The organism is Filobacillus milosensis (assembly GCF_004402015.1).
Taxonomy (GTDB): Bacteria; Bacillota; Bacilli; order Bacillales; family Alkalibacillaceae; genus Filobacillus; species Filobacillus milosensis.
This window is the reverse complement of sequence record NZ_SOPW01000006.1, coordinates 59,885-83,774: the sequence shown is the minus strand read 5'-3', so window position 1 is coordinate 83,774 and position 23,890 is coordinate 59,885. Positions and strand designations below refer to the sequence as shown.

Annotated in this window: 25 protein-coding genes; 16 read left to right on the top strand and 9 right to left on the bottom strand. The window is 35.9% G+C overall.

Annotation, left to right across the window (positions count from 1 at the left end; all coding sequences use genetic code 11):
• Positions 1-33: 33 nt before the first annotated feature.
• On the bottom strand, positions 34-897 hold the full coding sequence (locus E3U55_RS07260) for a peptidylprolyl isomerase (protein WP_134339769.1): 864 nt from the start codon (positions 895-897) through the stop codon (positions 34-36).
• Between the two features lie 155 nt (positions 898-1,052).
• On the opposite strand from E3U55_RS07260, the gene E3U55_RS07255 reads away from it, so the two are divergent.
• Positions 1,053-1,139 carry a YjcZ family sporulation protein gene (locus E3U55_RS07255; RefSeq protein ID WP_134339837.1) on the top strand — a complete coding sequence of 29 codons (87 nt, stop codon included), beginning with the start codon at positions 1,053-1,055 and terminating at the stop codon, positions 1,137-1,139.
• A gap of 262 nt (positions 1,140-1,401) precedes the next feature.
• On the opposite strand, the gene E3U55_RS07245 is transcribed toward E3U55_RS07255, so the two are convergent.
• From E3U55_RS07245 to E3U55_RS07235, 3 genes are all read right to left on the bottom strand, one after another.
• Positions 1,402-1,944, bottom strand: a complete 543-nt coding sequence (locus E3U55_RS07245) for a DUF3267 domain-containing protein (protein ID WP_134339767.1) — start codon at positions 1,942-1,944, stop codon at positions 1,402-1,404.
• 176 nt (positions 1,945-2,120) lie between these two features.
• Entirely contained in the window at positions 2,121-2,642 is a 522-nt protein-coding gene (locus tag E3U55_RS07240; protein WP_134339766.1) for an HTH-type transcriptional regulator Hpr, read from the bottom strand.
• Positions 2,643-2,774: 132 nt separating this feature from the next.
• On the bottom strand, positions 2,775-3,263 hold the full coding sequence (locus E3U55_RS07235; RefSeq protein ID WP_228547495.1) for a GbsR/MarR family transcriptional regulator: 489 nt from the start codon (positions 3,261-3,263) through the stop codon (positions 2,775-2,777).
• 299 nt (positions 3,264-3,562) lie between these two features.
• On the opposite strand from E3U55_RS07235, the gene E3U55_RS07230 reads away from it, so the two are divergent.
• The 4 genes from E3U55_RS07230 to E3U55_RS07215 all read left to right on the top strand — a co-directional run bounded on the left by E3U55_RS07230 (position 3,563) and on the right by E3U55_RS07215 (position 7,565).
• Complete coding sequence (locus E3U55_RS07230; protein WP_134339765.1) at positions 3,563-4,762, top strand: quaternary amine ABC transporter ATP-binding protein; 1,200 nt, start codon at positions 3,563-3,565, stop codon at positions 4,760-4,762.
• Positions 4,755-5,636 carry an ABC transporter permease gene (locus E3U55_RS07225; protein ID WP_134339835.1) on the top strand — a complete coding sequence of 294 codons (882 nt, stop codon included), beginning with the start codon at positions 4,755-4,757 and terminating at the stop codon, positions 5,634-5,636. Before E3U55_RS07230 ends, E3U55_RS07225 begins: the two co-directional genes overlap by 8 nt.
• Before the next feature lie 72 nt (positions 5,637-5,708).
• Positions 5,709-6,629 (top strand): glycine betaine ABC transporter substrate-binding protein, encoded by a 921-nt coding sequence (locus E3U55_RS07220; protein ID WP_134339764.1) that lies wholly within the window; start codon positions 5,709-5,711, stop codon positions 6,627-6,629.
• A 3-nt stretch (positions 6,630-6,632) separates the two neighbouring features.
• Positions 6,633-7,565 carry a glycine betaine ABC transporter substrate-binding protein gene (locus tag E3U55_RS07215; protein WP_134339763.1) on the top strand — a complete coding sequence of 311 codons (933 nt, stop codon included), beginning with the start codon at positions 6,633-6,635 and terminating at the stop codon, positions 7,563-7,565.
• Between the two features lie 178 nt (positions 7,566-7,743).
• Here E3U55_RS07215 and E3U55_RS07210 read toward each other — a convergent pair whose 3' ends face one another.
• Together E3U55_RS07210 and E3U55_RS07205 are read right to left on the bottom strand one after the other, a co-directional pair.
• On the bottom strand, positions 7,744-8,118 hold the full coding sequence (locus E3U55_RS07210) for a YtxH domain-containing protein (RefSeq protein WP_134339762.1): 375 nt from the start codon (positions 8,116-8,118) through the stop codon (positions 7,744-7,746).
• Between the two features lie 95 nt (positions 8,119-8,213).
• Positions 8,214-8,630, bottom strand: a complete 417-nt coding sequence (locus E3U55_RS07205; RefSeq protein ID WP_134339761.1) for an HIT family protein — start codon at positions 8,628-8,630, stop codon at positions 8,214-8,216.
• A 148-nt stretch (positions 8,631-8,778) separates the two neighbouring features.
• On the opposite strand from E3U55_RS07205, the gene E3U55_RS07200 reads away from it, so the two are divergent.
• From E3U55_RS07200 to E3U55_RS07190, 3 genes are all read left to right on the top strand, one after another.
• On the top strand, positions 8,779-9,516 hold the full coding sequence (locus E3U55_RS07200; RefSeq protein WP_134339760.1) for an ABC transporter ATP-binding protein: 738 nt from the start codon (positions 8,779-8,781) through the stop codon (positions 9,514-9,516).
• Positions 9,516-10,736, top strand: a complete 1,221-nt coding sequence (locus E3U55_RS07195) for an ABC transporter permease (protein WP_134339759.1) — start codon at positions 9,516-9,518, stop codon at positions 10,734-10,736. The genes E3U55_RS07200 and E3U55_RS07195 overlap by 1 nt, the downstream gene beginning before the upstream one ends.
• A 413-nt stretch (positions 10,737-11,149) precedes the next feature.
• Positions 11,150-12,004, top strand: a complete 855-nt coding sequence (locus E3U55_RS07190; protein WP_134339758.1) for a YitT family protein — start codon at positions 11,150-11,152, stop codon at positions 12,002-12,004.
• A gap of 37 nt (positions 12,005-12,041) precedes the next feature.
• Here the strand turns inward: E3U55_RS07190 and E3U55_RS07185 are convergent, their stop codons facing one another.
• Positions 12,042-13,211 carry a M20 metallopeptidase family protein gene (locus tag E3U55_RS07185; protein ID WP_134339757.1) on the bottom strand — a complete coding sequence of 390 codons (1,170 nt, stop codon included), beginning with the start codon at positions 13,209-13,211 and terminating at the stop codon, positions 12,042-12,044.
• 232 nt (positions 13,212-13,443) lie between these two features.
• On the opposite strand from E3U55_RS07185, the gene liaF reads away from it, so the two are divergent.
• From liaF to E3U55_RS07170, 3 genes are read left to right on the top strand one after another with little or no spacing between them, the layout of a single operon-like run.
• On the top strand, positions 13,444-14,337 hold the full coding sequence (gene liaF, locus E3U55_RS07180; RefSeq protein ID WP_134339756.1) for a cell wall-active antibiotics response protein LiaF: 894 nt from the start codon (positions 13,444-13,446) through the stop codon (positions 14,335-14,337).
• A gap of 10 nt (positions 14,338-14,347) precedes the next feature.
• Positions 14,348-15,388: a sensor histidine kinase gene (locus E3U55_RS07175; RefSeq protein WP_134339755.1), complete on the top strand. Its 1,041-nt coding sequence runs from the start codon at positions 14,348-14,350 to the stop codon at positions 15,386-15,388.
• Between the two features lie 11 nt (positions 15,389-15,399).
• Positions 15,400-16,044 carry a response regulator gene (locus E3U55_RS07170; protein WP_134339754.1) on the top strand — a complete coding sequence of 215 codons (645 nt, stop codon included), beginning with the start codon at positions 15,400-15,402 and terminating at the stop codon, positions 16,042-16,044.
• 487 nt (positions 16,045-16,531) lie between these two features.
• Here the strand turns inward: E3U55_RS07170 and E3U55_RS07165 are convergent, their stop codons facing one another.
• On the bottom strand, positions 16,532-17,020 hold the full coding sequence (locus tag E3U55_RS07165) for an antibiotic biosynthesis monooxygenase family protein (protein ID WP_134339753.1): 489 nt from the start codon (positions 17,018-17,020) through the stop codon (positions 16,532-16,534).
• A gap of 120 nt (positions 17,021-17,140) precedes the next feature.
• Here E3U55_RS07165 and E3U55_RS07160 point away from each other — a divergent pair, with 120 nt between their 5' ends.
• The 4 genes from E3U55_RS07160 (at position 17,141) to hemY (ending at position 22,798) form a co-directional block, all read left to right on the top strand.
• Positions 17,141-19,297, top strand: a complete 2,157-nt coding sequence (locus E3U55_RS07160; RefSeq protein WP_134339752.1) for a transglycosylase domain-containing protein — start codon at positions 17,141-17,143, stop codon at positions 19,295-19,297.
• A 111-nt stretch (positions 19,298-19,408) separates the two neighbouring features.
• Positions 19,409-20,446: a uroporphyrinogen decarboxylase gene (hemE, locus tag E3U55_RS07155; RefSeq protein ID WP_134339751.1), complete on the top strand. Its 1,038-nt coding sequence runs from the start codon at positions 19,409-19,411 to the stop codon at positions 20,444-20,446.
• A gap of 18 nt (positions 20,447-20,464) precedes the next feature.
• Positions 20,465-21,394 (top strand): ferrochelatase, encoded by a 930-nt coding sequence (gene hemH / locus E3U55_RS07150; RefSeq protein WP_134339750.1) that lies wholly within the window; start codon positions 20,465-20,467, stop codon positions 21,392-21,394.
• Positions 21,395-21,403: 9 nt separating this feature from the next.
• Positions 21,404-22,798: a protoporphyrinogen oxidase gene (hemY, locus tag E3U55_RS07145; protein ID WP_134339749.1), complete on the top strand. Its 1,395-nt coding sequence runs from the start codon at positions 21,404-21,406 to the stop codon at positions 22,796-22,798.
• 82 nt (positions 22,799-22,880) lie between these two features.
• Here hemY and yhfH read toward each other — a convergent pair whose 3' ends face one another.
• The gene (gene yhfH / locus E3U55_RS07140; protein ID WP_134339748.1) at positions 22,881-23,009 is read right to left on the bottom strand and encodes a protein YhfH; all 129 of its coding nucleotides are present in this window, start codon (positions 23,007-23,009) and stop codon (positions 22,881-22,883) included.
• 100 nt (positions 23,010-23,109) lie between these two features.
• On the opposite strand from yhfH, the gene E3U55_RS07135 reads away from it, so the two are divergent.
• Positions 23,110-23,841 carry an MBL fold metallo-hydrolase gene (locus E3U55_RS07135; RefSeq protein WP_134339747.1) on the top strand — a complete coding sequence of 244 codons (732 nt, stop codon included), beginning with the start codon at positions 23,110-23,112 and terminating at the stop codon, positions 23,839-23,841.
• Positions 23,842-23,890 lie beyond the last annotated feature (49 nt).

The following is a 23,890-nucleotide window of genomic DNA, read 5'->3' as shown; positions in this document are numbered from 1 at the left end:
CTATTCAAATGAATAGCACCTCTTTTATAAATTCTAATTAAATAAGTTTTTGTATTCTTCTACTTTAACATCAATATCAGATTCATCTAGAATTGATTGAACCTGCTTTTTTAATTTTTCCTGATCAACTTGCTTCATTGTTAATTTTTCTTCGATATTTTCTTTTACATCCTCGTAAGGCTCGACTTCAACTTTCTGTTTATCTTCCACTTTAATGACATGCCAGCCAAATTCTGATTTTACAGGTTCGCTAACTTCACCAACTTCAAGTGAGTAAGCCGCATCTTCGAAAGGTTTAACCATATCTCCTGTCGAGAAAAAGCCTAGATCTCCGCCATTTTGAGCTGAGCCGTCTGTTGAATATTCCTTAGCCAATTCGGCAAAGTCTGTACCATTTTTATATTTATCTAATACTTCTTGAGCTGTTTCTTTGTCTTTTACTAGAATGTGCCTAGCTTGTATTTCAGTTTTAGAACGCTCATATTGTTTTTTGATATCTTCTTCAGAAACATCAATGTCTTGTTTCGCTAATTCGTATTGAATTTTACTCAATAGTAAAGCATATCTAAATTCTTGTTCATTTTTAAATCCTTGTCGTTGTAAAACCATGTTAAATTGTTGTCCTAATTGTTCTTTGGTTTTCTGAATTTCTTTATCGATCTCTTCCATCGTAACTTTGTTTTCTTCACCTAATTTATCATTCAATACCTTACGTGTAATCATATTTTTAAGAACTTGTTCACCGTAAAGTTCTTTTAGTTCATTATAATAATCTTCCTTTGTAACATCCCCTGCAGCTGTTTCAGCTATCACTTCAGGATCTTGACTTTCTTCTTCGGTGCAAGCAGCCAATATTGTTAGGCATAATGCAAGTCCAATAAGTAAAAATTTCTTCATCTGTCTACACACTCCTATATTATGTAATCATTCTAATCAATAATATATCATACTTCGATAAGTAAGTAACGATATAATTTTATATAAACGCCTAAACGAAACAGGGTGATTATACATAAAATACTTGTAGTTAAGTAACCAAGGAGGTGAATGGAATGAGTAACAAAGGCTATGGTGGCGGTTTCGCGTTAATCGTTGTATTGTTCATTTTATTAATCATTGTAGGTGCTAGCTGGTACTAAAATTAAATGAAATGGGCATGAAAAAGGGTTGTTCAGTATGTACTGAACAACCCTTTATAAATTTATTATAGATAATTCACTTCGTAGTAAGATGAAAGTAACAAAATTAGCATGGCAACGTTTATTGTTCTAAATACTTTGCTGCTTTTTTCTGAAGATAGTTCAGATTTTTCACAGAAACGTTGTGCTAAAGAATTAAAGGTATATAAAATGAATAACGCAAAAGGTACATAAATAAATAGCAAAGTATCGCCTCCTGTTTTTACGGTGATTTAATTAATATATCATAATTCTCACGAGATTTCTCAATCACACTATTTTTTGGAGCTTTTGTAAAATAAGCTAAAGCGATCCAATCTGGTAATGATACTCCAATATTTAAGGCTAAGCAAAGTATTAGAATTGGGAAATACATTGGAAACCCAACCAGAGCCAACATTAATGGTAGGGTAATGAATAAACTTGGTGCTACCATTGTGAGAATCGAAGTTCTTTTCGATAGACTTGACTTCATTTTAATCTTTAACATTGGAAAATATCTATATTTGAAACTCCAACGAAATTGAAATTCCTTATCAGTAAACAATAAAGGAATGGCATGTGCTAATTTGTGTAAAACTGGTAACAAAATTAGACTACTTAACACAATATATATGCTTGGAGCTTCTATTGTAACACCTTGATATATAATTGAAAAAGGTACATACATGAACATGAATGTTGTAATACCTAATAAAGTCGATAAAATGACTAACCTATTATAACCGAGTTCTTTCGTAACGTTAATAGATTTCCAGCATGTCATAATAGGGCCTCCTTTATAACAGTAATATCTTCGTTGAGTATTTAATTAATAATAGCTCTCAACGAATAATACGCTGATTAAAGGAAATTTTCAACCCTTTTTTAAGATTTTTTTCTAGTTTTTTAGAGAATCCTTAAAGCACCGGTGTGTTGGGGCTAAAAGATTTTTTTATTATATTAATATTCTTTTCTAATACTCTCTAAAGAACGATCTAATATTTCTAAATATTCATCACCGTATAAGTGCTTAACAATTGATTCTAACTCTTGAAATTCTGGGAAACTTCCATAAATACTTTTTAAGGGCAAAGAAGCTTGCATGACACTGTTTTTCTCCGGATCATGCTCTGCCATTGTTTCTTCAAATAAACGAACACCTTCTTCAGTTAATTTCACATAGGTATTTCGTTTATCTTCTTCTTTTTTTGAGAACGTTAATAGTCCTCTTTTTTCTAATTTCTTAGAGAAATTAAAAGCGGTAGATACATGCATAACACCAAATTTAGATATCTCTGATACAGTAGCTCCTCTAAGATGATAAGCTATCCACAGAACATGGTGTTCATTTAGGTTAAGGTCAAATGGTTTAATCCATTCTTGCCAATCTTTCTCAATTGATTTCCAAATTGCTTTTGTCAATTGTGCCATCTTGTGTGAATATAAGATAGCTTCCTGCCATGAATAAGTTTCTTTATTCACCAAACCGACTCCTCAAAATGTAAGTTTATGTACCTATTTTAACATAACTATATATAAAAATAGAGTTGGCAGTAGATTGTACACTGCCAACTCTAAGGTGCGTTATTATAGTGTTTTAGAAAGAATATCTAATTATTGGTCATATTTACTAATTTGTTGAAATACTTCTTCTAATGATTGGTGAAATTTAATGGCTTCATGAATTTTATGTGAGATGTTCTCACCATTAGTATCTAATTTTTTTAACTCTTTTTCAATAGATTCTAAGCTATGAACTTGTCGATCTAGTGCTTCTAACCATCGATTAACATAAGTTTTCATGAATTTCTCATAAAGGTCTTTCTTCGCTTGATATAGATCTTTGCGTGCCCCTTTTATAAATACCTTTTCCACTAAATTGTAATCTAGTAATGTACGGATAGAAGTACTCATTGCTGTTTTACTTTTTCCTAGCACTTCTTTCATATCATCCAAAGTCATAGGTTCGTCATTTAAAAATAATGTGACAAACAATTGAGCTTCAGTTTTATTTAAAGCAAACATTTCTAATGTTTTAGAGAACTCAGAGATCATTAAATTATTAATATTTTCTAGACGTTCTTGCTCATGATTAGTCATCATAGTAGGAATCGAACTGCCTCCTTGTCAAATACTAATACTTACCTTATCTTACTTTTATATAAATTGAAAATTGTATGTATGGTAGTTATTTGGAGTAAATTAAAGAAAATAAGCTAAATAAGCTCCTAAAGTTTGTAAAGTTTAAACTGTACAGACTAAACAAACTGATTTAAAAGTTTATGATGTTTGAAATAGGATGGATAAACTACTATAGTAATACAAGTGATTGATTACAGAGCGATTACAAAGTAGTCAAAAAGTAATAGAAAAAATGGATATAAGGACGAGAGGTGAAATGCGTGCCAGTAATCAAAGTCAATAATCTATCAAAGATTTTTGGTAAGAAAACAAAAGAAGCACAAAAATTACTGGATGAAGGTTTAAAGAAAGAAGAAATACTAGAAAAAACCGGCTGTACGGTAGGGGTTAACCGCGCAAGCTTTGAGGTCGAAGAAGGCGAAGTATTCGTTATTATGGGCCTTTCCGGTAGTGGTAAATCAACATTAGTTCGTTTGTTAAATCGATTAATTGAGCCGACTGAGGGCGATGTTGAAATTGATAATGAAAATTTAGCAAAAATGAACAAAGATGATTTACGTAAAGTACGTAGAGAGAAAATGAGTATGGTATTCCAAAAGTTTGCTCTTTTCCCATTTAAAACGGTCCTAGAAAACACTGAGTTTGGTCTAGAAGTCCAAGGGATAAATAAAGAAGAGCGTTCAAAGAAAGCCAAAGAAGCTTTAGAGTTAGTTGGTCTTGGAAGCTTTATTGAGCAATATCCAAGTCAATTATCTGGAGGCATGCAGCAGCGTGTTGGTTTAGCGCGTGCATTGGCCAATGACCCAGAAGTTTTACTTATGGATGAAGCGTTCTCTGCATTAGATCCATTAATTCGTAAAGATATGCAGGATGAATTATTAGATCTTCAAGAGAAAATGCAGAAAACAATTATCTTCATCACGCACGATTTAGATGAGGCATTAAGAATAGGTGACCGAATTGCACTAATGAAAGATGGTTCTATAGTACAAATTGGATCACCGGAAGAAATTCTTATTAATCCAGCGAATGATTATGTTGAGAAATTTGTTGAGGATGTCGATCGTTCTAAAGTACTTACAGCTGAAAACATTATGAAACGACCAGAAACAGTTGATATTGATAAGCATGGTCCGCGCGTGGCATTAGAAAGAATTCGCGAACAAGGTTTATCTAGCATTTACGTGGTTGACCGTTCACGCAATTTAAAAGGTTATGTTACTGCAGATGATGTTTCTGATGCTAAAAAGCAGGAAAAGAAAGATCTTAAAGAGATATTACGCACTGACATGCCGACTGTCGAAAAAGACACGTCAATTCAAGAAATTTTTGATATTATACATGACGCTTCTGTTCCGGTTGCCGTTGTTGAAGATGGTAAACTACGAGGAATTATTGTACGTGGAGCAGTCATTGCAGCATTGGCGAATGGAAATGAGGTGAACGGAGATGATGCTTAATTTATTTCATTTAACGGTGTTAAGTTTTATTTCTTCATTAAAAGAGGAGACTCTTCCTGTTGCTGAGTTTGTAAATAAATCAGTAAAATGGATTACTGAGAAATTTAGTTGGTTTTTCGATCCGATTAAAAATGACTTCGGAGATAAACTAGAAGATTTTGCTGATATGTTAGCAGAAATTCCACCAAGTATAGTGATTGTACTAGTGGTCTTAATAGCATTTTTCATCACGGGTAAGAAATTCGGTTTAGCAACATTCTCATTAGTTGGTTTGCTATTTATTTATAACCAACAGTTATGGGAAGAATTAATGCTAACTTTCACATTAGTGTTAGTAGCAAGTCTAATCTCTGTTATAGTAGGTATTCCAGTTGGAATTTTAATGTCTAAAAGTAATTTAGCAGAGAATATTATCAAACCAATATTAGACTTTATGCAGACGATGCCAGCCTTTGTTTACTTAATTCCGGCTGTTGCGTTCTTTGGAATCGGTATGGTTCCTGGTGTGTTTGCGTCATTTATATTCGCAACACCTCCTGTGGTTCGTTTTACTAATCTAGGGATTCGACAAGTTTCTAAAGAATTAGTTGAAGCCTCAGATGCATTTGGTACAACAGGTTCACAGAAATTATTTAAAGTTGAATTACCAATGGCTAAAACCACAATTATGGCCGGGGTAAACCAAACCGTGATGCTATCATTATCAATGGTTGTAATTGCCTCAATGATTGGTGCGCCAGGATTAGGCCGTGAAGTACTATCAGCGTTACAACGTGCCAATGCTGGTACAGGGTTTGTAGCTGGTTTAGGTATTGTTATATTAGCGATTATTATTGATCGTATTACTCAAAACCTTAACAAGGAAAGTGCATAGTGTATTACTTCCAAATGTGGAAGTTTACAATAAACAATATTAATTATTTTAGAAAAGGGGAGTCGATTTAACATGTTTAAAACATGGAAATCATTAGGCTTAGTAGCTATGTTAGCTTTAGTCTTAGTTCTTGCTGCTTGCGGCGGTTCTGATGACGAAGGTAATGGAAACGGTGAAGGCGAAGGTGAAGCAACAAAAGTTGGAGAAGGTAAAGAGATCGAATTAGTATATGTAGAGTGGGACTCTGAAATTGCTTCAACAAACGTTGTAGGTAAGGTATTAGAAGATTTAGGATATGAAGTAAAATTAACTCCAATTGATAATGCTGCAATGTGGCAATCAATTGCATCAGGTGATGCTGATGGTATGGTAGCAGCTTGGTTACCAGCGACACACGGTGATCTTTATGCAGAATACAAAGATCAATTAGTAGACTTAGGCCCTAACTTATCAGGTGCAAAAATCGGTTTAGTTGTTCCAAAATACATGGAAGATGCAACTACAATTTCTGATTTATCTAACTATGCTGAAGGAATGGGTCAAGAAATTACAGGTATTGAAGCTGGTGCAGGTGTTGTAAAAGCAGCTGAGAAAGCAGTAGAAACATACCCAGAGCTTGAAGGCTGGTCAGTAGTACCTTCTTCAAGTGGTGCAATGGCGACAGCATTAGGCGAAGCTATTAGCAATGAAGATCCAATCGCTGTGACTGGTTGGACTCCACACTGGAAATTCGCAGAGTATGACCTTAAGTATCTAGAAGATCCTGAAGGTGTATTCGGTGGAGAAGAAGAAATTAAAACAATGGTACGTCAAGACTTAGAAGAAGATATGCCGAACGCGTACAAAGTATTAGATCAGTTCAGCTGGGAAACTGCTGACATGGAAAGCATTATGCTAGAAGTGCAAAATGGTACATCACCTGAAGAAGCTGCAGCAGCTTGGGTTGAAGAAAACCAAGACAAAGTTTCTGAATGGACTAAAGGTGTAGAATAATTTATGTTTCTTATTAAGAAATACAGCTTTATTTTCATCACTATGTTGTCATTAATACTCATTTCAGCATGCGGAAGTGATGAAACAAGTGATAATACTAACGGTTCTGATGGAGAAGATAATAAGCAGAACATTAGTGAAGAAGTTGAATATACAATTACGGGTATTGAACCTGGTGCAGGGATTACAGTAACAACTGAAAAAGCTATTAAAGAGTATGATAGCTTAAATGGTTGGTCACTAGAAACCTCTTCTACTGCTGCTATGGTTACAGCGTTGGAAGAAGCTATTGACAACGAAGAACCAATTATAGTTACTGGCTGGAATCCACACTGGAAATTTGCTAAGTTTCCAGACCTGAAATATCTGGAAGATCCTAAAGGTGTTTATGGTGGTGCAGAGAACATCCAAACACTTGCACGTAAAGGTTTGGAAGAAGATAAGCCTAACGCATACAAGATTATCGATCAATTTAACTGGACCGTAGAAGATATGGAATCCATTATGTATGAATCAAAAGACACTGGTGATTCAATCGATGCTGTTGCTTCGCGTTGGGTTGAAGATAACCAAAATAAAGTTTCGCAATGGACTGATGGTGTTGAAGATGTTGATGGTGTGAAAGTTGAATTTTCATCAACACCTTGGGATTCAGAGCGTGCATCATCTAGCGTGTTAGCTCAAGTTATGGAGCAAAAAGGATTTGATGTAACTGTTACGCCGGTTGATCCTGCTGCAGTATTTGAAGCGGTAGCTAACGGTGATGTTGATGCAACCTTAGCAGCTTGGTTACCCGCAACACATAAAGACTTCTATAATAAAGTAAAAAATGATATCGTTGATCTAGGTCCAAATCTGGAAGGCGCTAAAATTGGCGTAGTAGTACCAGGATATATGGATATAAGTTCAATTGAGGATCTTGAACCAGCTGAATAATTTAAAAAACCTATTGGTGCAATTGTTAACCAATAGGTTTTTTGTTTACATATGTATAATGATACTAATATGAATGTTTATAGTTTTAAATGACCATACTCAATTTGAAAGAAATTATCTCTTTTGATTTTCTTAATTTCATAAAGAACTCGATTGCAATTAGCAATCGAGTTCATCATTACACTTCTTGTTTTGGGTTTTCTTTAACTTTATCTTCTAACTCTTTAATACTCTCTTCAATTTGACGAAGGTGTTCTTGTAAATTTTCCTGGTGAGGTTCAATGGTTTCTTTCCAGCTTTCTACCGATACTTTAATATCTTCAGAAAGATCTCTTAGTAGAGCTGCACCTTCTTTTGATGTTTTTGATAATTGATTTTTTAAGTCTAAACCGTCTTCACGAATTTGTTGAGCAATATCACGAAGGCGGTCACTTTGATCCTTGACTTTAGTACGTAATTCTTCACCAGAATTAGGTGTAGTTAGTAATGATACTGAAGCTCCGACAACGCTTCCAAAAAAAACGCCGAGCATTAGTGATTTCCCGCTTGCCATCATATCGTCTCCTTTCATCCTTACTGTTATTATACCCGTTTTTCTTTATAATGTTTAGTGCGAATTATAGTGGACAAAGGTACATTTAGCAAATATTAAAAATGATTAGTAATATTTGCAGCTATTTCTTGTAATTGCTCAGGAGATTTCTGGTCATTTGTTACCCACTGTGATTTAAATCCATCATTCTCATCATATCGTGGAATGAGATGAAGGTGGATATGGAACACAGTTTGATCCGCAAAGGAACCATTGTTATTAAGGATATTCATACCTTTTGGCTTGTAAGCGGCTTTAATAGCATTCGCTACTTTAGGTACTGCCTTAAATAAGTTTGAAGCAGTTTCTTCATCAAGTTCAAAAACGCCTTGTTTGTGGTTTTTAGGAATAACTAATGTATGCCCCTCAGTAACTTGGCTAATGTCTAAGAAGGCATATACATGCTCGTCCTCATAAATTTTGGCTGAAGGGATTTCACCGTCGATAATTTTGCAAAATATACAGTCTGACATAAACTACGTCCTCCTTGTGCATCTTCTTACTATTTATTTTAACGTAAGCCTGTGTCGAATAACAGAAGAATACGTCATTTCTATTAAATCTATCCATTTTTTTGGTATGATAAACAATAAGTGAGGTTAGATAGAAAAGAGGGATTATATGAGTGAATTATTATCTATTCAGCAATTAGTTGGTGGGTATACCCAGCAGAATGTTCTACACGGAATTGACTTTGAGGTTAAAAAAGGTGAAGTTGTAGGTTTAATCGGTCTAAATGGTGCTGGAAAAAGTACGACGATTAAACATATTATTGGATTAATGAGTCCTAAAAAAGGATCAGTGAAAATAAACGGTAAATCAGTAGCCGACGATTTAGAAGTTTATCGAAGAGAGTTCGCTTACATACCTGAGATGCCAATGTTATATGAAGAGTTAACGTTAGAGGAACACTTGCGATTAACAGCCATGGCATATGGTATTGATGAAGAAACATATAAAGAGCGTACTAATGTTTTATTAAAAGAATTTCGTTTAGAGAATAAACGCAAATGGTTTCCAGTACATTTTTCAAAAGGAATGCGCCAAAAAGTAATGATTATGTGCGCGTTTTTAGTTCGACCATCATTGTATATTGTGGACGAACCATTTGTTGGATTAGATCCACTTGGTATTCAATCATATTTAGATACGATGAATGAAATGAAGGAGCAGGGTGCAGGGGTATTAATGTCGACACATATTTTAGCAACTGCAGAGAAGTATTGTGACCGTTTTGTGATTATTCATCATGGAAAGATTAGAGCAAAAGGCACCTTAAGTGAATTACAGCAAGAATTCAATATGCCTGGTGCCAGTTTGGATGATATCTACGTACAATTGACAAAGGACGATGAGTAATGGATACGAATCAGTTATGGAAAGAACGATTTAGTAGTCATGTCAAAATGGTGAGTCGTTATTTAAGATTAATTTTTAATGATCATTTAGCTTTCGCTCTGATCTTTTTTGTGGCGGCCGGTGCTTATTTCTATCAGCAGTGGCTAGAAACGGTCCCATACACGTTAAGAGTCGATTGGATTATGGCGGGCGTCTTAGGTGTGTTGTTAACGCACAGTCCTGTACGTACATTCTTTAAAGAAGCAGATACTGTGTTTTTATTAAGTGTTGAAAATCGCCTAAACCCGTATATTCGAAATGGTATGGTTTATAGCTTGATCATGCAAGGGTATTGGTTAGCAATATTTCTCTTTGTCTTTACGCCACTTTATTTAAAACTTTATGGTGAAGTGGATGCTAGTTATTTATTAGTCATTTTAGGAGCTTTAATTGCTGTTAAAGTCGGTAACTTACTTGCGGTCTGCTTTTTAGAGAAAACTCGTGATCAACGAATACATTACTTAGATTTAGCTGTCAGGTTTGTTATTAATGTGATGCTCGTGTTTTTCTTAGTTAATGGAGAGATAATGTTATCAATTATTGCGGGTACATTAATTGTTGGAGTAGCATTCCTTAACTATTGGAATATCTATCAGAAATATAGTTTGCCATGGGATGTTTTAATTGAAAAAGAGGATGCCAGGTTGCAGTTTTTTTATCGAATTGCGAATATGTCGACAGATGTTCCAGATTTAAGACGAAAACCTAAGAAGCGTCACGCTCTAGTCAGGCTAGTTACACAGCCAATTAAATTTGATCAATCGAGTACTTATATTTATCTCTATTTAATTACGTTTGTCAGAAACGGAGATTATTTTGGGATGTACTTAAGATTAATGTTGCTGACAGTCTTCTTTACTTTCTGGGTTCCTATTTTTTGGGGCAAGCTCATATTTGCGCTGTTATTTTTATTTGTAACAGGTTTTCAATTTATAACGATTTACAATCACCATAAAACGATTGATTGGGTTCAGCTGTATCCTGTTGAATCAGATATAAGGAAAAAAGCTGTACATCAATTAATCTTTTTGCTTATGTTGGTTAAAGTAATGGTTTTATTCATCATGTTTATCATAGCCACAGATATAGTTGGTGCAGTAATCTATGGGGGAATAGGATTAATTTTTACCCTAGTTTTTGAAAATTTTTATGTAAAATCGAGAATAGAACGCATGAGTTAAAGTTGCATGTATGTCCATAATATGGGCATACATGTTTTTTATAGGACCCTTAAAACGTAACGAGATTTTATAGTGAAAATTATAAGTAGATATTGTTCTGAGAAAAGCGAAAGGCGGCGACTCCTGCTGAAACAGCACGAGCCGAAAATCACGTTAGATGCACCTGCGTCTACTAGTATTGCTTCGCAGTAAGCTTCCTCGGTGCAAAGGTGCAATGAAGCGAATTCATTGATGTACCTTCGTTGAGGCCGTGCCCGCGGAAAGCGCCCGCCTGTAGCTATTCGTAGAATCAACAACAAACTCCTTCAATTGATCAAGTTAATACGTTAAAGCGTTTATCCGCTGTTATTCACAAACTATAGGACTAGTGTTAAAATCATCACGGTAGTTTTGACAGAGAGAGGGAAAACAAGATGGTAACAAGACATAATGGACGAGTCCCTGTATGGCAACAGCTTTTATATATCGTCGTAGGGTCAGCCATTGTAGCATTTTCTTATAATGGATTTTTACTTCCTAATTATATTGCAGCAGGTGGCGTAAGCGGGATCAGTACAATCACTCAAGCTTTATTTGGATTAGAACCTGCGTATGTTATTTGGGGAATTAACATTCCAGTTTTATTATGTGCTTTTTATTTACTAGGTAGAGCTTCAGCTTTTCGTTCGGTGGCTGGCTCACTTATTTTACCGTTCTTTGTATTTATAACGAGGAACATGGAACCGATATCTGGAGAAATTATATTAGCTTCAGTATTTGGAGGTATCGGTGTTGGGGTCGGATTAGGAATTGTATACCTTGGGGATGCTTCAACCGGGGGAACATCACTAATCGCACAGATGATTTATAAATATTCTAATTTATCACTTGGTGCAAGTTTAGCTATTATCGATGGAGTTATCGTTTTAACAGCTATTCTGGTGTTTGATGTTGAATTAGGTTTATTTGCATTAATCGGTTTATTTATGACAAGTAAGTCGATTGACTTTGTACAGACCGGTTTCAGTAGATCAAAAGCAACACTTATTGTATCAGGCATGCATCGTGAAGTTCAGCAGGCTATATATGAAAAAGTTGATCGTGGCGTGACCCGCATTTCAGCTCAAGGGGGCTTTACAGAACAAGATCGGCCAGTTTTAATGTGCGTAGTTAACCAGACTGAGATTGGTAAGTTGAAGCGCACTATTAAGGAAGCTGATCCTGATGCATTCGTAATTGTTATGGATTCATCGGAAGTCTTAGGGACAGGATTTTATCAAACGTCTTAATAAAAAATCTCGCGAGTTGATATCGCGAGATTTTTGTTTATTTAGCTTGATATTTTTTGTAACCATGTAGAAGGGCTTTTGCTGCAGTAGGTAAAGCACGTTCATCAATATCAAATTTAGGGTGATGGTGTGGGTATTCGTGCCCTTCAATTTGTGCTCCAGTAAAGAAGAAGGATCCTGGACGTTCTTCTAAATAATAAGCAAAGTCTTCTCCACCCATAACAGGAGGGATTTCTCTAGCTTCTTTAACACCAGGTATTTCACTTCCCTCATTTAGATAATAACCTGTTTCTTCATCATGATTGACCACAGGTGGATAGCCCTTGAAATAGTCTAACTCATACTCAGCACCATAACTGACAGCTATCCCCTTAAGAACTTTATGCATTTCTTCAATGATTTGATCTTGTACAGGTATATCTAAGAAACGAACAGTTCCTTTTAATGTTGCCGTATCTGGAATGACATTAAACGCTTCACCAGCTTCAACAACACCTATGGTTAAAACAGCTGGTAATAATGGGTCGATTCGTCGACTAACTAATTGTTGTAATTCAACGATTGCCTGCCCGGCCATGACTACTGGATCTTTTGTCTGATGCGGCATAGCGCCATGCCCGCCTTTGCCTTTAAATACAATTTCAAAACGATCAGTACCGGCCATAAAAGGACCACGTGTTGTTTCAATCACATTTAATTCAGTGTTCGCCCATAAATGTGTGCCGAATACAGCATCGACACCTTCTAACGCACCATCTTCAATCATTGGTTTAGCTCCACCTGGAGCATATTCTTCTGCTGGCTGGTGAATGAACACCATAGTACCTTCTAACTCATCTTTATATGAATTTACAGCTTCAGCCACACCTAATAATGTAGCTGTATGCCCATCATGTCCACACGCATGCATGACTCCGTCAACTTTTGATTTATAAGGTACATCGTTTTCTTCATGAATAGGTAAAGCATCGAAATCAGCTCTTAATGCCACAGTCTTACCAGGTTTACCACCATCGATTCGAGCGACTATACCATAACCGCCAATATTACTTTTGTATGGAATCCCTAATTCATCATATCTTTGGCGAATATATTTTGAGGTTTCTTTTTCTTTAAACGAGAGCTCAGGGTGCTGGTGCAAGTAACGACGATCTTCCACCATTTTGTCGTACAGCTCATCAATCTTTTGATAGACTTTTTCCCACATACTGTAATCCCCCCTTATTAACTTATGATTAGTATACCAATCTTTCTAATGATATTAAAATGAAATTGCAAGCTCTCCGTCTGTGGTCTGAGTAAAAAACAACCTCGAGAATGTTACAAGTTATATAAAAGGGTAGTATGATAGAATTAGTTATTCTGATAAATAATTTTTTCATTTGTAAAATTTAAAGGATAATCTTCAAAAATAGAGAATAAATTTGTAGGTGAGTAAAATGTTTTCTAAATTATTTTCAAAGATAGCTAAATTGACCATCGCCTTTATATTTATAGGTTTTGGGGTCGTGCTAATATTACAAAACCTGAATATTATTTCCCTGGAAATGTCGAATACTGTATGGAACTCTTGGCCTATTATTTTAGTTATTATAGGACTAATTTCATTTTCGAACTACTTCATCCCTCATAAATCAGGAAGTTGGAAGTTTGGATCATTCTTAGTTGTATTTGGGGGCCTTTTATGGGCAGGGAATTTTGATTATGTTGAATTTACTTTTATAGATGTATGGAAGTTGTGGCCGTTAATTTTAGTTTATATTGGGGCTAATATTTTAGCCGGGAAGAAGACTGTATCAATCTATGTGGACTCTTCTGAAGGAGAAGTAAACAAAGGGGATTCAATTATTGAAACAGACTCAAAAGATGATGCTGCTGATTGGACAGAACCTGAAGAACCTCTAGCTCCTGATGTTGCTAAAGACTTTAAAGACAAAAAGCATTATGGCCAATTTAAATATCATATTAATAAAAGAAAACATCTTATTTCTGATCTTAATTTTTCGGCAGATAACTGGAAAGTCAAAGATATGGATATTTGGACGGGAATCGGTGATTTAAACTTTGATTTCTCTAAAGGCTATATTCCTAATCAAGAGACGAAGATTCGATTAAGAGGTTATATTGCAGATATACAAATGAAGTTACCTGAAAATGTTGCATATCGAATTTATGCAAATATAAATCTTGGTGAAGTAACGATTTTTGATGAAGAGCGATCAGGATTCGGATCATCAATATCTTATGAATCTGAGAATTATGAAACGGCAACTAAGAAGATAGAATTTCACTTAGATTATAAGATTGGAGATATTAAGATTCACTCAGTTTAGGGGAGATGTTATGTTAAATAAGCTAAAGGGAATTCGGTTTCAATTAATGAGAACCGAATTGTATATCATATATTTTTCACTCTTAATTATTTCGCTAATATCATTTTTTACTTATTCAGTATTAGAACCTGAATGGTTAAGCTTAGAAGCTATTTTCTTTTTATTAACGATGATTGTCGTTGTAATGACGCCAATAGGTCTTTATGTCATATTTAATAAAACAAAAACAATAAAAGATCGTATACATGCCTTCTCAATTTTTATATCTATGCTTCAAGAAGGTAAATATAGTGCCAAGCTTTTTTTAGATGATTCTAATGATGAGCTAGATGCTTTCGCAATAGAGTTAAATGATTTAGCTAAAAAAATGAAGGATCAAGTGAATACGTTGCAACGTTTAGCTGATGAAAAATCAGAATATGCTCAACAAGCTCACATTGCAGCTACCATGGAGGAGCGTCAACGTCTGGCACGCGATTTACACGATGCAGTAAGCCAGCAACTATTTGCTTTAACGATGATGTCTCAAGCCACGGTTAAATTAATTGATAAAAAGCCTGAAAAAGCTAGAGAACAGATTGTTGAAATATCAGAGATGGCTCTTCAAGCACAGAATGAGATGCGTGCATTATTATTACACTTACGTCCCATTTATTTATCTGGTGAACCATTAAATGAAGGAATTAGACGTTTAGTTGAAGAACTAAAAAAGAAGTCAACTTTGCAATTTAATCTGGATATAGACAGTGATATCGAGCTATCTCAATCTAAAGAGGAACATATTTTCCGTATGGTACAAGAAGCGTTGTCTAATATATTACGTCATGCGAGTGCATCAAATGTAAAGGTAGAGCTTAAAAATCGTGACGAGGAACTTTTCATACATATAGATGATGATGGTGTAGGTTTTCAAGCCAATGAGCAGTTAGAGAATAAAACCTCATACGGATTAAAAACGATGAAAGAACGTTGTGAAGAAATAGGAGGTACGTTCCGAATTAAGTCTCAGGAAGGTCAAGGAACGTATATCGATATACGGATACCAAAATAGAGGTGATGGGAATGGAACCGATTAGAGTGTTAGTAGTTGATGATCATGATGTTGTTCGTAAAGGGATCATCACTTATTTATTGACAGAAGATGATATTGATATTGTCGGGGAAGCTTCAAGTGGTAATGAAGGAGCAAAGGTTGCTAAAGATTTATCACCTGACGTTATTTTAATGGATTTAATGATGGAAAACGGTACAGGAATTGATGCCACTGAAAAAATCATGAAAGATTTACCTAATGCAAAAATTATAATTCTAACAAGCTATTATGATGATGAAAAAGTTTTCCCTGCCCTGGAAGCTGGCGCATTTAGTTATATGTTAAAAACATCATCTGCCGAAGAGATTTCTACAGCGATTAAGAAGGCTGCTAAAGGTGAAAATGTTATTGAACCCAAGGTGGCCGGAGCCATGATGAATCGTATTCGTACACCTGATCGCATGCCTCACGAATTATTGACTGAACGTGAACTAGAAGTATTAATTTGCATTGGGAATGGGCTTACTAATAATGAAATTAGTGAGAAGCTGTTTATTGGAATTAAAACGGTTAAGACTCATGTCAGTAATATCCTGAGTAAACTTGATGTTCAAGATCGAACTCAAGCAGCGGTTTATGCTCACCGAAATGGATTAATGAAGGAAACGAATTAATAAGGAAACCCTCGCCAGACGCCTGGCGAGGGTATTTTTATGAGCTCTCGTCGGAATAATTGTTGCGCTCACGGGAATAATTGTTGCACTCACGAGAATAATTGTTGCACTCACGAGAATAATTGTTGCACTCACGAGAATAATTGTTGCACTCGCAGGAATAATTGTTGCGCTCGCAGGAATAATTGTTGCGCTCACGGGAATAATTGTTGCGCTCACGGGAATAATTGTTGCGCTCACGGGAATAATTGTTGCGCTCACGGGAATAATTGTTGCGCTCACGGGAATAATTGTTGCGCTCACGGGAATAATTGTTGCACTCGCAGGAATAATTGTTGCGCTCGCAGAAATAAATGAGCGTTCACGAGAATAAATGAGCGCTCACAAGGATAAATGAGCGTTCACGAGAATAAATGAGCGCTCACGGGAATAAATGAGCGTTCACGGGAATAAATGAGCGCTCACAGTAAATTGCGAGCGCTTCACTTTATGGTTCAAGGACATCCAGTTGTGTAATGTAAGCCGGGCCGTCTGCGTATGCCGGTTTTTCTTCCTGGTTTGAATGTGCTTTCTTGAAGTCTTGTGAGTTTTTCCAATTCATGAAGTCATCCACATGCTTCCATTGAGTTAAGATAACATAAGTGTGGTTGCTTGTTGGGCGCAAAATTCGAAATGCTTCGAAGCCCTCAGCTGATTCAATTTTACCTGAACGTTGCTTAAAGCGACTCTCAAGAATTGGACCACCTTCTGATGTGACTGGAATATTATTTAATACGATATAGCCATACTTTTTAAGTTCACCGATCGCTTCGACGACTTCAAATTCTCGTCCTTCTGTGATGACATGTTGTTCGTCTCCTTCAATCATCGCCATCGCATCACCATCAAGTTCTTCCATTACTAATAAATTTTCATTTTTGTCTCTTAAGGATTTTAAATAGTCAGTTGTACCATGAGTAATCCAAAATTTAGTCATTAAATTTCACCATTCCTTCATAGAGTAGATGTTTTGTTGTGTATATCTTGATGTAATATAATGTAGTAAGTTTTAAAGAAACTATAGAACAAAAACATAAGACCTAATTGAGGTGGCATCATGAAATTCTTAAAGCCATTCACTGAAAAGTGTCCACGATTAAAGTGGATTATATACAGCCTTATAGTATTTATTACCCTAAGTGTGCTTGGTTATATCACCATTTTACTTGGGGGTCGTTTTGTTGTCGATGAAAAGAACTTTGTGTTCTCAGAATCTACAGTTTTATTAACGGAAGATGGAGAGGAAATTATTAAACTATACGATGAAAATCGATCCTATGTCCCCATAAATGAAATTCCAGATCATGTGAAGCAAGCATTTATCGCTATAGAAGATCATCGTTTCTATGGACATGGCGGTGTTGATTTTTGGTCAGTAGCTCGAGCGGTAACCAAAGATATCGTTACCTGGAGTAAAGCAGAAGGGGCAAGTACAATTACTCAGCAGTTAGTTAAAAACGTTGAACTAACGAACGAAAAATCATGGATGCGTAAAACCAAAGAAGTGATGGGTGCCATATACTTAGAACGTGTTAAATCAAAGGATGAAATTTTGGAATACTATTTAAATGAAATTTATTTCGGTCATGGTATTTATGGGATTGAATCGGCAGCCCAGTTCTTTTTCTCAAAATCGGTAGAAGACTTAAATCTATCAGAAGCTGCAACGCTAGCAGCCATGCCTAAAGCGCCTAATCGTTATTCACCACTTAAGAATGAGAAACTCGCTTTAGAGCGTCGCAATCTAGTACTAGAGCGAATGTATGATTTAGATATAATCGGGGCTAAAAAACTAAAACAATCGAAGGGAAAAACAATTGGGTTAAATCCAGGAAAAACTGAAGAAAGACCATGGTTGCACAGTTATATAGATATAGTTCTTGACGAAATTGAGGAAGTTTACCACTTGAGTCGCAGTGAGATATACACGGGTGGTTATGACATTAAAGTGGGATTAGACCGAAACGCACAGGCAACGATCTACCAGGAATTACAGAAAGATGAATATTTTCAAGGGTCAAAAGAAAATGTCGAAGGTGCAGTTGTTGTTTTAGACCAGGAAAATGGTTTAATTAGAGCTGCCTTAGGCGGACGCCAATATCAACGTGGCGATTTGAATCGCATAAATGTCAAACGTCAGCCAGGGTCTGCCATAAAACCATTAGTCGTTTATGGCCCGGCGCTTGAGGAAAGTTATTATAATCCTTATACATTATTAAATGACGAATTAACAGCTTTTAATGACTATAAACCGCGAAATCATAACGATATATATGAAGGGCAAATCACGCTTTATGATGCCTTGAGAAAATCTAAAAACACAACAGCTGTACAAGTTTTAAATGATATTGGCGTAAAAAAAGGAAAAAGCTATCTATCTAATATAGGTTATGACATTAAGAATTCGGGACTGTCTGTAGCATTGGGAGGTTTGAAAGAAGGACTAACCCCTTTACAAATGGCAGCAGCTTTCCGAACGTTTTATGATGAAGGATTTTATATTAAACCTTATTCAGTTATAGAAATAAAAGATCGAGATGGAGAAGTCCTGGAAAATGACCGCCCACAGCCAAAGCGACTGTTTTCAGAACAAACGTCATGGTATATGACCCGGATACTTCAATCTGTTGTTACAAGCGGTACTGCTAGCCTTGCCACATACAATAAAGCCTTAGCAGGAAAAACTGGATCCACTCAGCACCCTCATCAAAAAGGAGCATATAAAGATGCTTGGTTTGTTGGTTTTAACCCTGAATATACGATAGCTACTTGGATTGGTTATGATCAAAGCGATCAGAATCATTATTTGAAGAAGGGCAGCCCGCTGGCCACAAGGCTTACAGATCAAATTTTGAAAAAGCTTGATGAAAAACATAATTTTTCAACTCAATTTGAAAAGCCTAACGATGTAGAAGAATTAGCAAAACCTGTTCGTTTACCAGCTATTAATGATTTAGAAGCGGATTTTTCATTTGGTTTCTTAGATGGTCTTTTTATTGAAGTCACCTGGACAGCCAGTGAAGATGAACGAATTGTTTATCAGGTTTACAAAGAGGTAAATGGTAAGAGAGAATATGTTGGAAAAACAACCGGTAAAGGAAGATATATTGACCATAAAGTGGATTATCTTGATAACCCATCGTATTTTGTAGTGCCCGTCAATCCATTAAATGAACAAAATGGTTCACCTTCTAATCGCGATCGTGCGTTTTGATGTTTAATTTAGGGCAGATTCATGACAATTGATGTTGAATGCTATACACTAGACCTATTTTCTTATATAGTGGTATTGGGTTAAATGGTCGAAGAATGAAAGGTGAAATTTATGATGAAACAGTTGAATGATACAATATTAAGAGCTTATAACGGCGAAAAAACGGATTATACACCACTATGGTATATGAGACAAGCTGGACGCTCTCAACCTGAATATCGAAAATTAAAAGAAAAATACTCACTATTTGAAATTACTCATCAACCAGAACTGTGTGCATACGTCACAGAATTACCAGTACAAAATTACAATACAGACGCAGCAATTCTTTATAAAGATATCATGTCACCATTACCACCTGTAGGGGTAGACGTAGAGATTAAAAAAGGAATTGGGCCGGTCATTGACAATCCAATTCGTTCGATTCAAGACATTGAACGATTGGGTGAATTAGATCCGGAAAAAGACCTTCCATATGTACTTAAAACAATTGAAATTTTAACAAAAGAAAAACTAGATGTTCCATTAATCGGGTTTAGTGGTGCACCGTTTACACTAGCAAGCTATATGATTGAAGGTGGACCATCAAAGCAATACAATAAAACTAAAGCCATGATGTACGGTGATTCAAAGACATGGTTCGCATTAATGGATAAGCTCGGTGATTTAGTTATTGAATATACTAAAGCACAAATTCGAGCTGGAGCAAGTGCCATTCAGATTTTTGATTCGTGGGTAGGAGCAGTTAGCGCGCCGGACTATCGAACGTATATTAAACCTGTTATGAATCGAATTTTTACAGCATTAAGAGAAGAGAATGTGCCTACTATATTATTTGGAATTGGTGCTAATCACTTGTTACTTGAGTTTAATGATCTACCTGTCTCAACAGTAGGATTAGATTGGCGTACATCGATTCTTGAAGCTAGAAAAATGGGTGTGACTAAAACATTACAAGGAAACTTAGATCCAGCTATTTTATTAGCTGATTGGGATATCATTGAAGCTCGAACGAAAGAAATCTTAGATGAAGCCCAGGAACAAGATGGTGGTTATGTATTTAACCTTGGCCATGGTGTTTTCCCAGAAATTCAACCAGACACACTAAAACGTTTAGCAGCATTTATTCATAATTATACGGCAAAATAAAGGAGATGAAGCGTAACAATGGCTAAGAAAAAAGTAGGCTTACTCGTTATGGCATATGGAACGCCATATAAAGAAGAAGACTTAGAACGCTATTACACACATATTAGACGTGGACGTAAACCATCAGCAGAAGCATTAGAAGATCTACGCAGCCGTTATGAAGCAATTGGTGGGATTTCACCTTTAGCTCGTATTACAAGAGAGCAAGGTGAGTCACTTGAGGCAAAACTAAACGAAGAACAAGATGAAGTACAATTCAAACTTTACTTAGGATTAAAACATATAGATCCATTTATTGAAGACGCAATTGAACAAATGGCGAAAGATGGGATTAAAGAAGCGGTAAGTATTGTTCTTGCGCCTCATTATTCAACGTTCAGTATCAAGTCATATAACGGTAGAGCCCAAGAAGAGGCTGCCAAACATGGTATTGAGCTATCATCAGTAGTAGATTGGTATAACGAGCCAGGCTTTATTGATTACTGGGTAGAACAGATTAATAAAGTATACGGTTCAATGACAGAGGAAGAGCGCAAAAACTCTTGTCTTATTGTTTCGGCTCATAGTTTACCAGAGAAAATTATTCAAGATGGGGACCCATACCCTAATCAGCTTAAAGAAACAGCAGATTTAATCGCAGAACAAGCTGGAATTTCCGAATACGAGATTGGATGGCAAAGTGAAGGAAACACACCAGAGCCTTGGTTAGGTCCTGATGTACAAGATTTGACACGTGATTTATTTGAACAAAAAGGTTATCAAGCATTTGTTTATGCACCTGTTGGTTTTGTTTCAGATCACTTAGAAGTTTTATTCGATAATGATGTAGAATGTAAAGATGTTTGTGATGACATTCAAGCGTCATATTACCGCCCGGAAATGCCAAACAGTCATCCGAAATTCATTTCAACTTTAGCTAAAGTGGTATTAGATACGATGAAAGGCTAGGCGTTGTTCATGGAAAAACGTAAGCGAACAGTCATAATCGGCGGGGGCATTACAGGGCTTACAGCCGCTTATTATTTAAAAGAAGAACAACCGAATATGGATATTACACTAATTGAATTAAATGACCGGTTAGGTGGAAAAATTGATTCCTTAAAGAAAGACGGATTTACGATCGAACGTGGACCTGATTCATTTTTAGAACGTAAATCAGATGCGAAAGAATTAGTTGAAGACTTAGGTTTAGAAGACGAATTGGTCAGGAATGCCACTGGACAGGCGTTTATTCTGTCACATGATCGACTTCACCCAATCCCAAAGGGGTCGAAAATGGGGATTCCTTTAGCGTGGAAACCATTTATGAAGTCTACATTATTTACTTGGAACGGTAAATTAGCGGCTCTAAAAGATGTTATCAAAGGTCAAAGTAAGGTATCAGACGACCAGTCTGTTGGTCAATTTTTTCGCCGTCGATTGGGTAACCAGGTCGTTGACCGCTTAATTCATCCACTCATCTCTGGAATTTATGCGGGTAATATCGATCAATTAAGTTTACAAGCCACATTCCCGAACTTTTTAGATGTAGAACAGAAGCATGGTGGTCTAATCAAAGGATTAAGAAAATTGTCCAAGACAGACGAGAATGCTTCAGCTAAAAATCAAGGAATGTTTTTAACGCTTAAACAGGGCTTACAATACTTAGTTAATCAGTTAGAAGAAGAACTTAAAGAGCAAGAGATATTATTAAATTCCCGTGTTACACACATTGATAAGAAGAATGATCAATATATTGTTCATATTGATCATCATGAAGATCCAATTGAAGCCGATTATCTAGTCATGACAACACCTCATGCTGTGACGGAAAAGATTTTTTCTCAATATGATTTCATGCATGATTTTTCTCAAATCAAAAGTACCTCTGTTGCCAATGTAGCTTTAGCATTTGAACAGGATGCAATTGATAATTTACCGAACGGTACAGGTTTCGTCGTATCTAGAAAAGAAAATTATAGAATTACAGCATGTACATGGACACATAAAAAATGGCCACATACAACTCCAGAAGGTCATGTGCTAATTAGAGTTTATGTAGGTAAACCTGGAGATGAAGAAGTCATTGAAAAATCGGATGAGGAAATAGAAAGCCTAGTTTTAAAAGATTTACAGACGATTATGGAAATTAATAAGCCACCATTGTTTAAAGTAGTTTCTCGCTGGGAAAATTCGATGCCGCAATATACAGTTGGGCATATGAATCGATTAAAAGTACTAGAGGATAAAATGAATCAACATTTGCCAAACGTTTTCTTAGCTGGTGCTTCTTATCGTGGGGTTGGTTTGCCGGATTGCATGAAACAAGCCAAATCTGTAGTACAACAGATTAAATCTAAAGAGCATAACTAATTAAAAAAGCACCTAGATTTATTAAAATCTAAGTGCTTTTTCTGTATAGTCTTAGCTTTAAATACAGATGATTATAGCAAGCTTAAATAACTGTAGAACATTTCTCACACTTGTTTGTGTAGCAATCCGCCTGTTCAACCATCACTTTTTTACAAGATGAACAACGCTTTTTTGGTAAATTTTTAAAGAACTGAATTGGTGATAATAACATGAGATTCCTCCTCGTGTCCTTTTAATAATACTATACTGTATTAATACAGTTTTGTTAACTGTTTTATCTGTTTTATAACAAAATAGGAGGTTAGACCTATATGGAAGTTAAAGTCATTGGATTTTGGGGAGCTTATCCTGAGAAGGGTGAGGCCACCTCATGTTTCTTATTAAAGAAAAATAACTATCATTTAATCGTTGATCTTGGTAGTGGAGCACTGTCTCGATTACAAAATTATATTGAAATTAAAGATATCGATGCTGTTGTGTTGTCTCATTTTCATAATGATCATGTAGCAGATGTCGGTTCGTTTCAATATGCATGTTTAGTTCAGGAACAGCTGAATCAGCTTTCAGTGAAAATTCCAATCTATGCTGCCACTGATAGTCCTACGGCATTTAAACAGTTAAATCACCAAGCCACAGTTGCAAGAGCTTATGATGCTATCAATCCTCAACAGATAGGTCCTTTTAACATCACTTTTATGAAAACTAAACATCCGAAACCTTGTTATGCTATGCGAATTGAGTGTGGGGATGATGTTATTGTATATACAGCAGATACCTCTTATTTTAAAGAGCTTGTCACATTTTCAGAGAATGCCGATTTATTAATTGCAGAATGTAGTTTTTATAAAGGGATGAATGGTACGAAAGCAGGCCATATGACAAGTGAAGAAGTTGGTCGCTTAGCATCTAAAGCTAATGTTAACGAAGTGTGGTTATCACATTTGCCGCATTTTGGTGAACACCAGCAATTGTTTGAAGAGGCGTCAGAGTTATATCAAGGGCGAATGAAATTAGCTTATGAAGGTTTAACATGGCACTCGTAAACATTTGCGAATACGCTTTCAATTCTATAGAATGAAGTAGGAGTAGAAA

What these genes read in the sequence shown, in the direction of transcription:
- E3U55_RS07260 (WP_134339769.1), bottom strand. Translation starts at nt 897, where the DNA reads ATGAAGAAATTTTTACTTATTGGACTTGCATTATGCCTAACAATATTG.
- E3U55_RS07255 (WP_134339837.1), top strand. Translation starts at nt 1,053, where the DNA reads ATGAGTAACAAAGGCTATGGTGGCGGTTTCGCGTTAATCGTTGTATTG.
- E3U55_RS07245 (WP_134339767.1), bottom strand. Translation starts at nt 1,944, where the DNA reads ATGACATGCTGGAAATCTATTAACGTTACGAAAGAACTCGGTTATAAT.
- E3U55_RS07235 (WP_228547495.1), bottom strand. Translation starts at nt 3,263, where the DNA reads ATGATGACTAATCATGAGCAAGAACGTCTAGAAAATATTAATAATTTA.
- E3U55_RS07225 (WP_134339835.1), top strand. Translation starts at nt 4,755, where the DNA reads ATGCTTAATTTATTTCATTTAACGGTGTTAAGTTTTATTTCTTCATTA.
- E3U55_RS07220 (WP_134339764.1), top strand. Translation starts at nt 5,709, where the DNA reads ATGTTTAAAACATGGAAATCATTAGGCTTAGTAGCTATGTTAGCTTTA.
- E3U55_RS07215 (WP_134339763.1), top strand. Translation starts at nt 6,633, where the DNA reads ATGTTTCTTATTAAGAAATACAGCTTTATTTTCATCACTATGTTGTCA.
- E3U55_RS07210 (WP_134339762.1), bottom strand. Translation starts at nt 8,118, where the DNA reads ATGGCAAGCGGGAAATCACTAATGCTCGGCGTTTTTTTTGGAAGCGTT.
- E3U55_RS07205 (WP_134339761.1), bottom strand. Translation starts at nt 8,630, where the DNA reads ATGTCAGACTGTATATTTTGCAAAATTATCGACGGTGAAATCCCTTCA.
- E3U55_RS07200 (WP_134339760.1), top strand. Translation starts at nt 8,779, where the DNA reads ATGAGTGAATTATTATCTATTCAGCAATTAGTTGGTGGGTATACCCAG.
- E3U55_RS07195 (WP_134339759.1), top strand. Translation starts at nt 9,516, where the DNA reads ATGGATACGAATCAGTTATGGAAAGAACGATTTAGTAGTCATGTCAAA.
- E3U55_RS07190 (WP_134339758.1), top strand. Translation starts at nt 11,150, where the DNA reads ATGGTAACAAGACATAATGGACGAGTCCCTGTATGGCAACAGCTTTTA.
- E3U55_RS07185 (WP_134339757.1), bottom strand. Translation starts at nt 13,211, where the DNA reads ATGTGGGAAAAAGTCTATCAAAAGATTGATGAGCTGTACGACAAAATG.
- liaF (WP_134339756.1), top strand. Translation starts at nt 13,444, where the DNA reads ATGTTTTCTAAATTATTTTCAAAGATAGCTAAATTGACCATCGCCTTT.
- E3U55_RS07175 (WP_134339755.1), top strand. Translation starts at nt 14,348, where the DNA reads ATGTTAAATAAGCTAAAGGGAATTCGGTTTCAATTAATGAGAACCGAA.
- E3U55_RS07170 (WP_134339754.1), top strand. Translation starts at nt 15,400, where the DNA reads ATGGAACCGATTAGAGTGTTAGTAGTTGATGATCATGATGTTGTTCGT.
- E3U55_RS07165 (WP_134339753.1), bottom strand. Translation starts at nt 17,020, where the DNA reads ATGACTAAATTTTGGATTACTCATGGTACAACTGACTATTTAAAATCC.
- E3U55_RS07160 (WP_134339752.1), top strand. Translation starts at nt 17,141, where the DNA reads ATGAAATTCTTAAAGCCATTCACTGAAAAGTGTCCACGATTAAAGTGG.
- hemE (WP_134339751.1), top strand. Translation starts at nt 19,409, where the DNA reads ATGATGAAACAGTTGAATGATACAATATTAAGAGCTTATAACGGCGAA.
- hemH (WP_134339750.1), top strand. Translation starts at nt 20,465, where the DNA reads ATGGCTAAGAAAAAAGTAGGCTTACTCGTTATGGCATATGGAACGCCA.
- hemY (WP_134339749.1), top strand. Translation starts at nt 21,404, where the DNA reads ATGGAAAAACGTAAGCGAACAGTCATAATCGGCGGGGGCATTACAGGG.
- yhfH (WP_134339748.1), bottom strand. Translation starts at nt 23,009, where the DNA reads ATGTTATTATCACCAATTCAGTTCTTTAAAAATTTACCAAAAAAGCGT.
- E3U55_RS07135 (WP_134339747.1), top strand. Translation starts at nt 23,110, where the DNA reads ATGGAAGTTAAAGTCATTGGATTTTGGGGAGCTTATCCTGAGAAGGGT.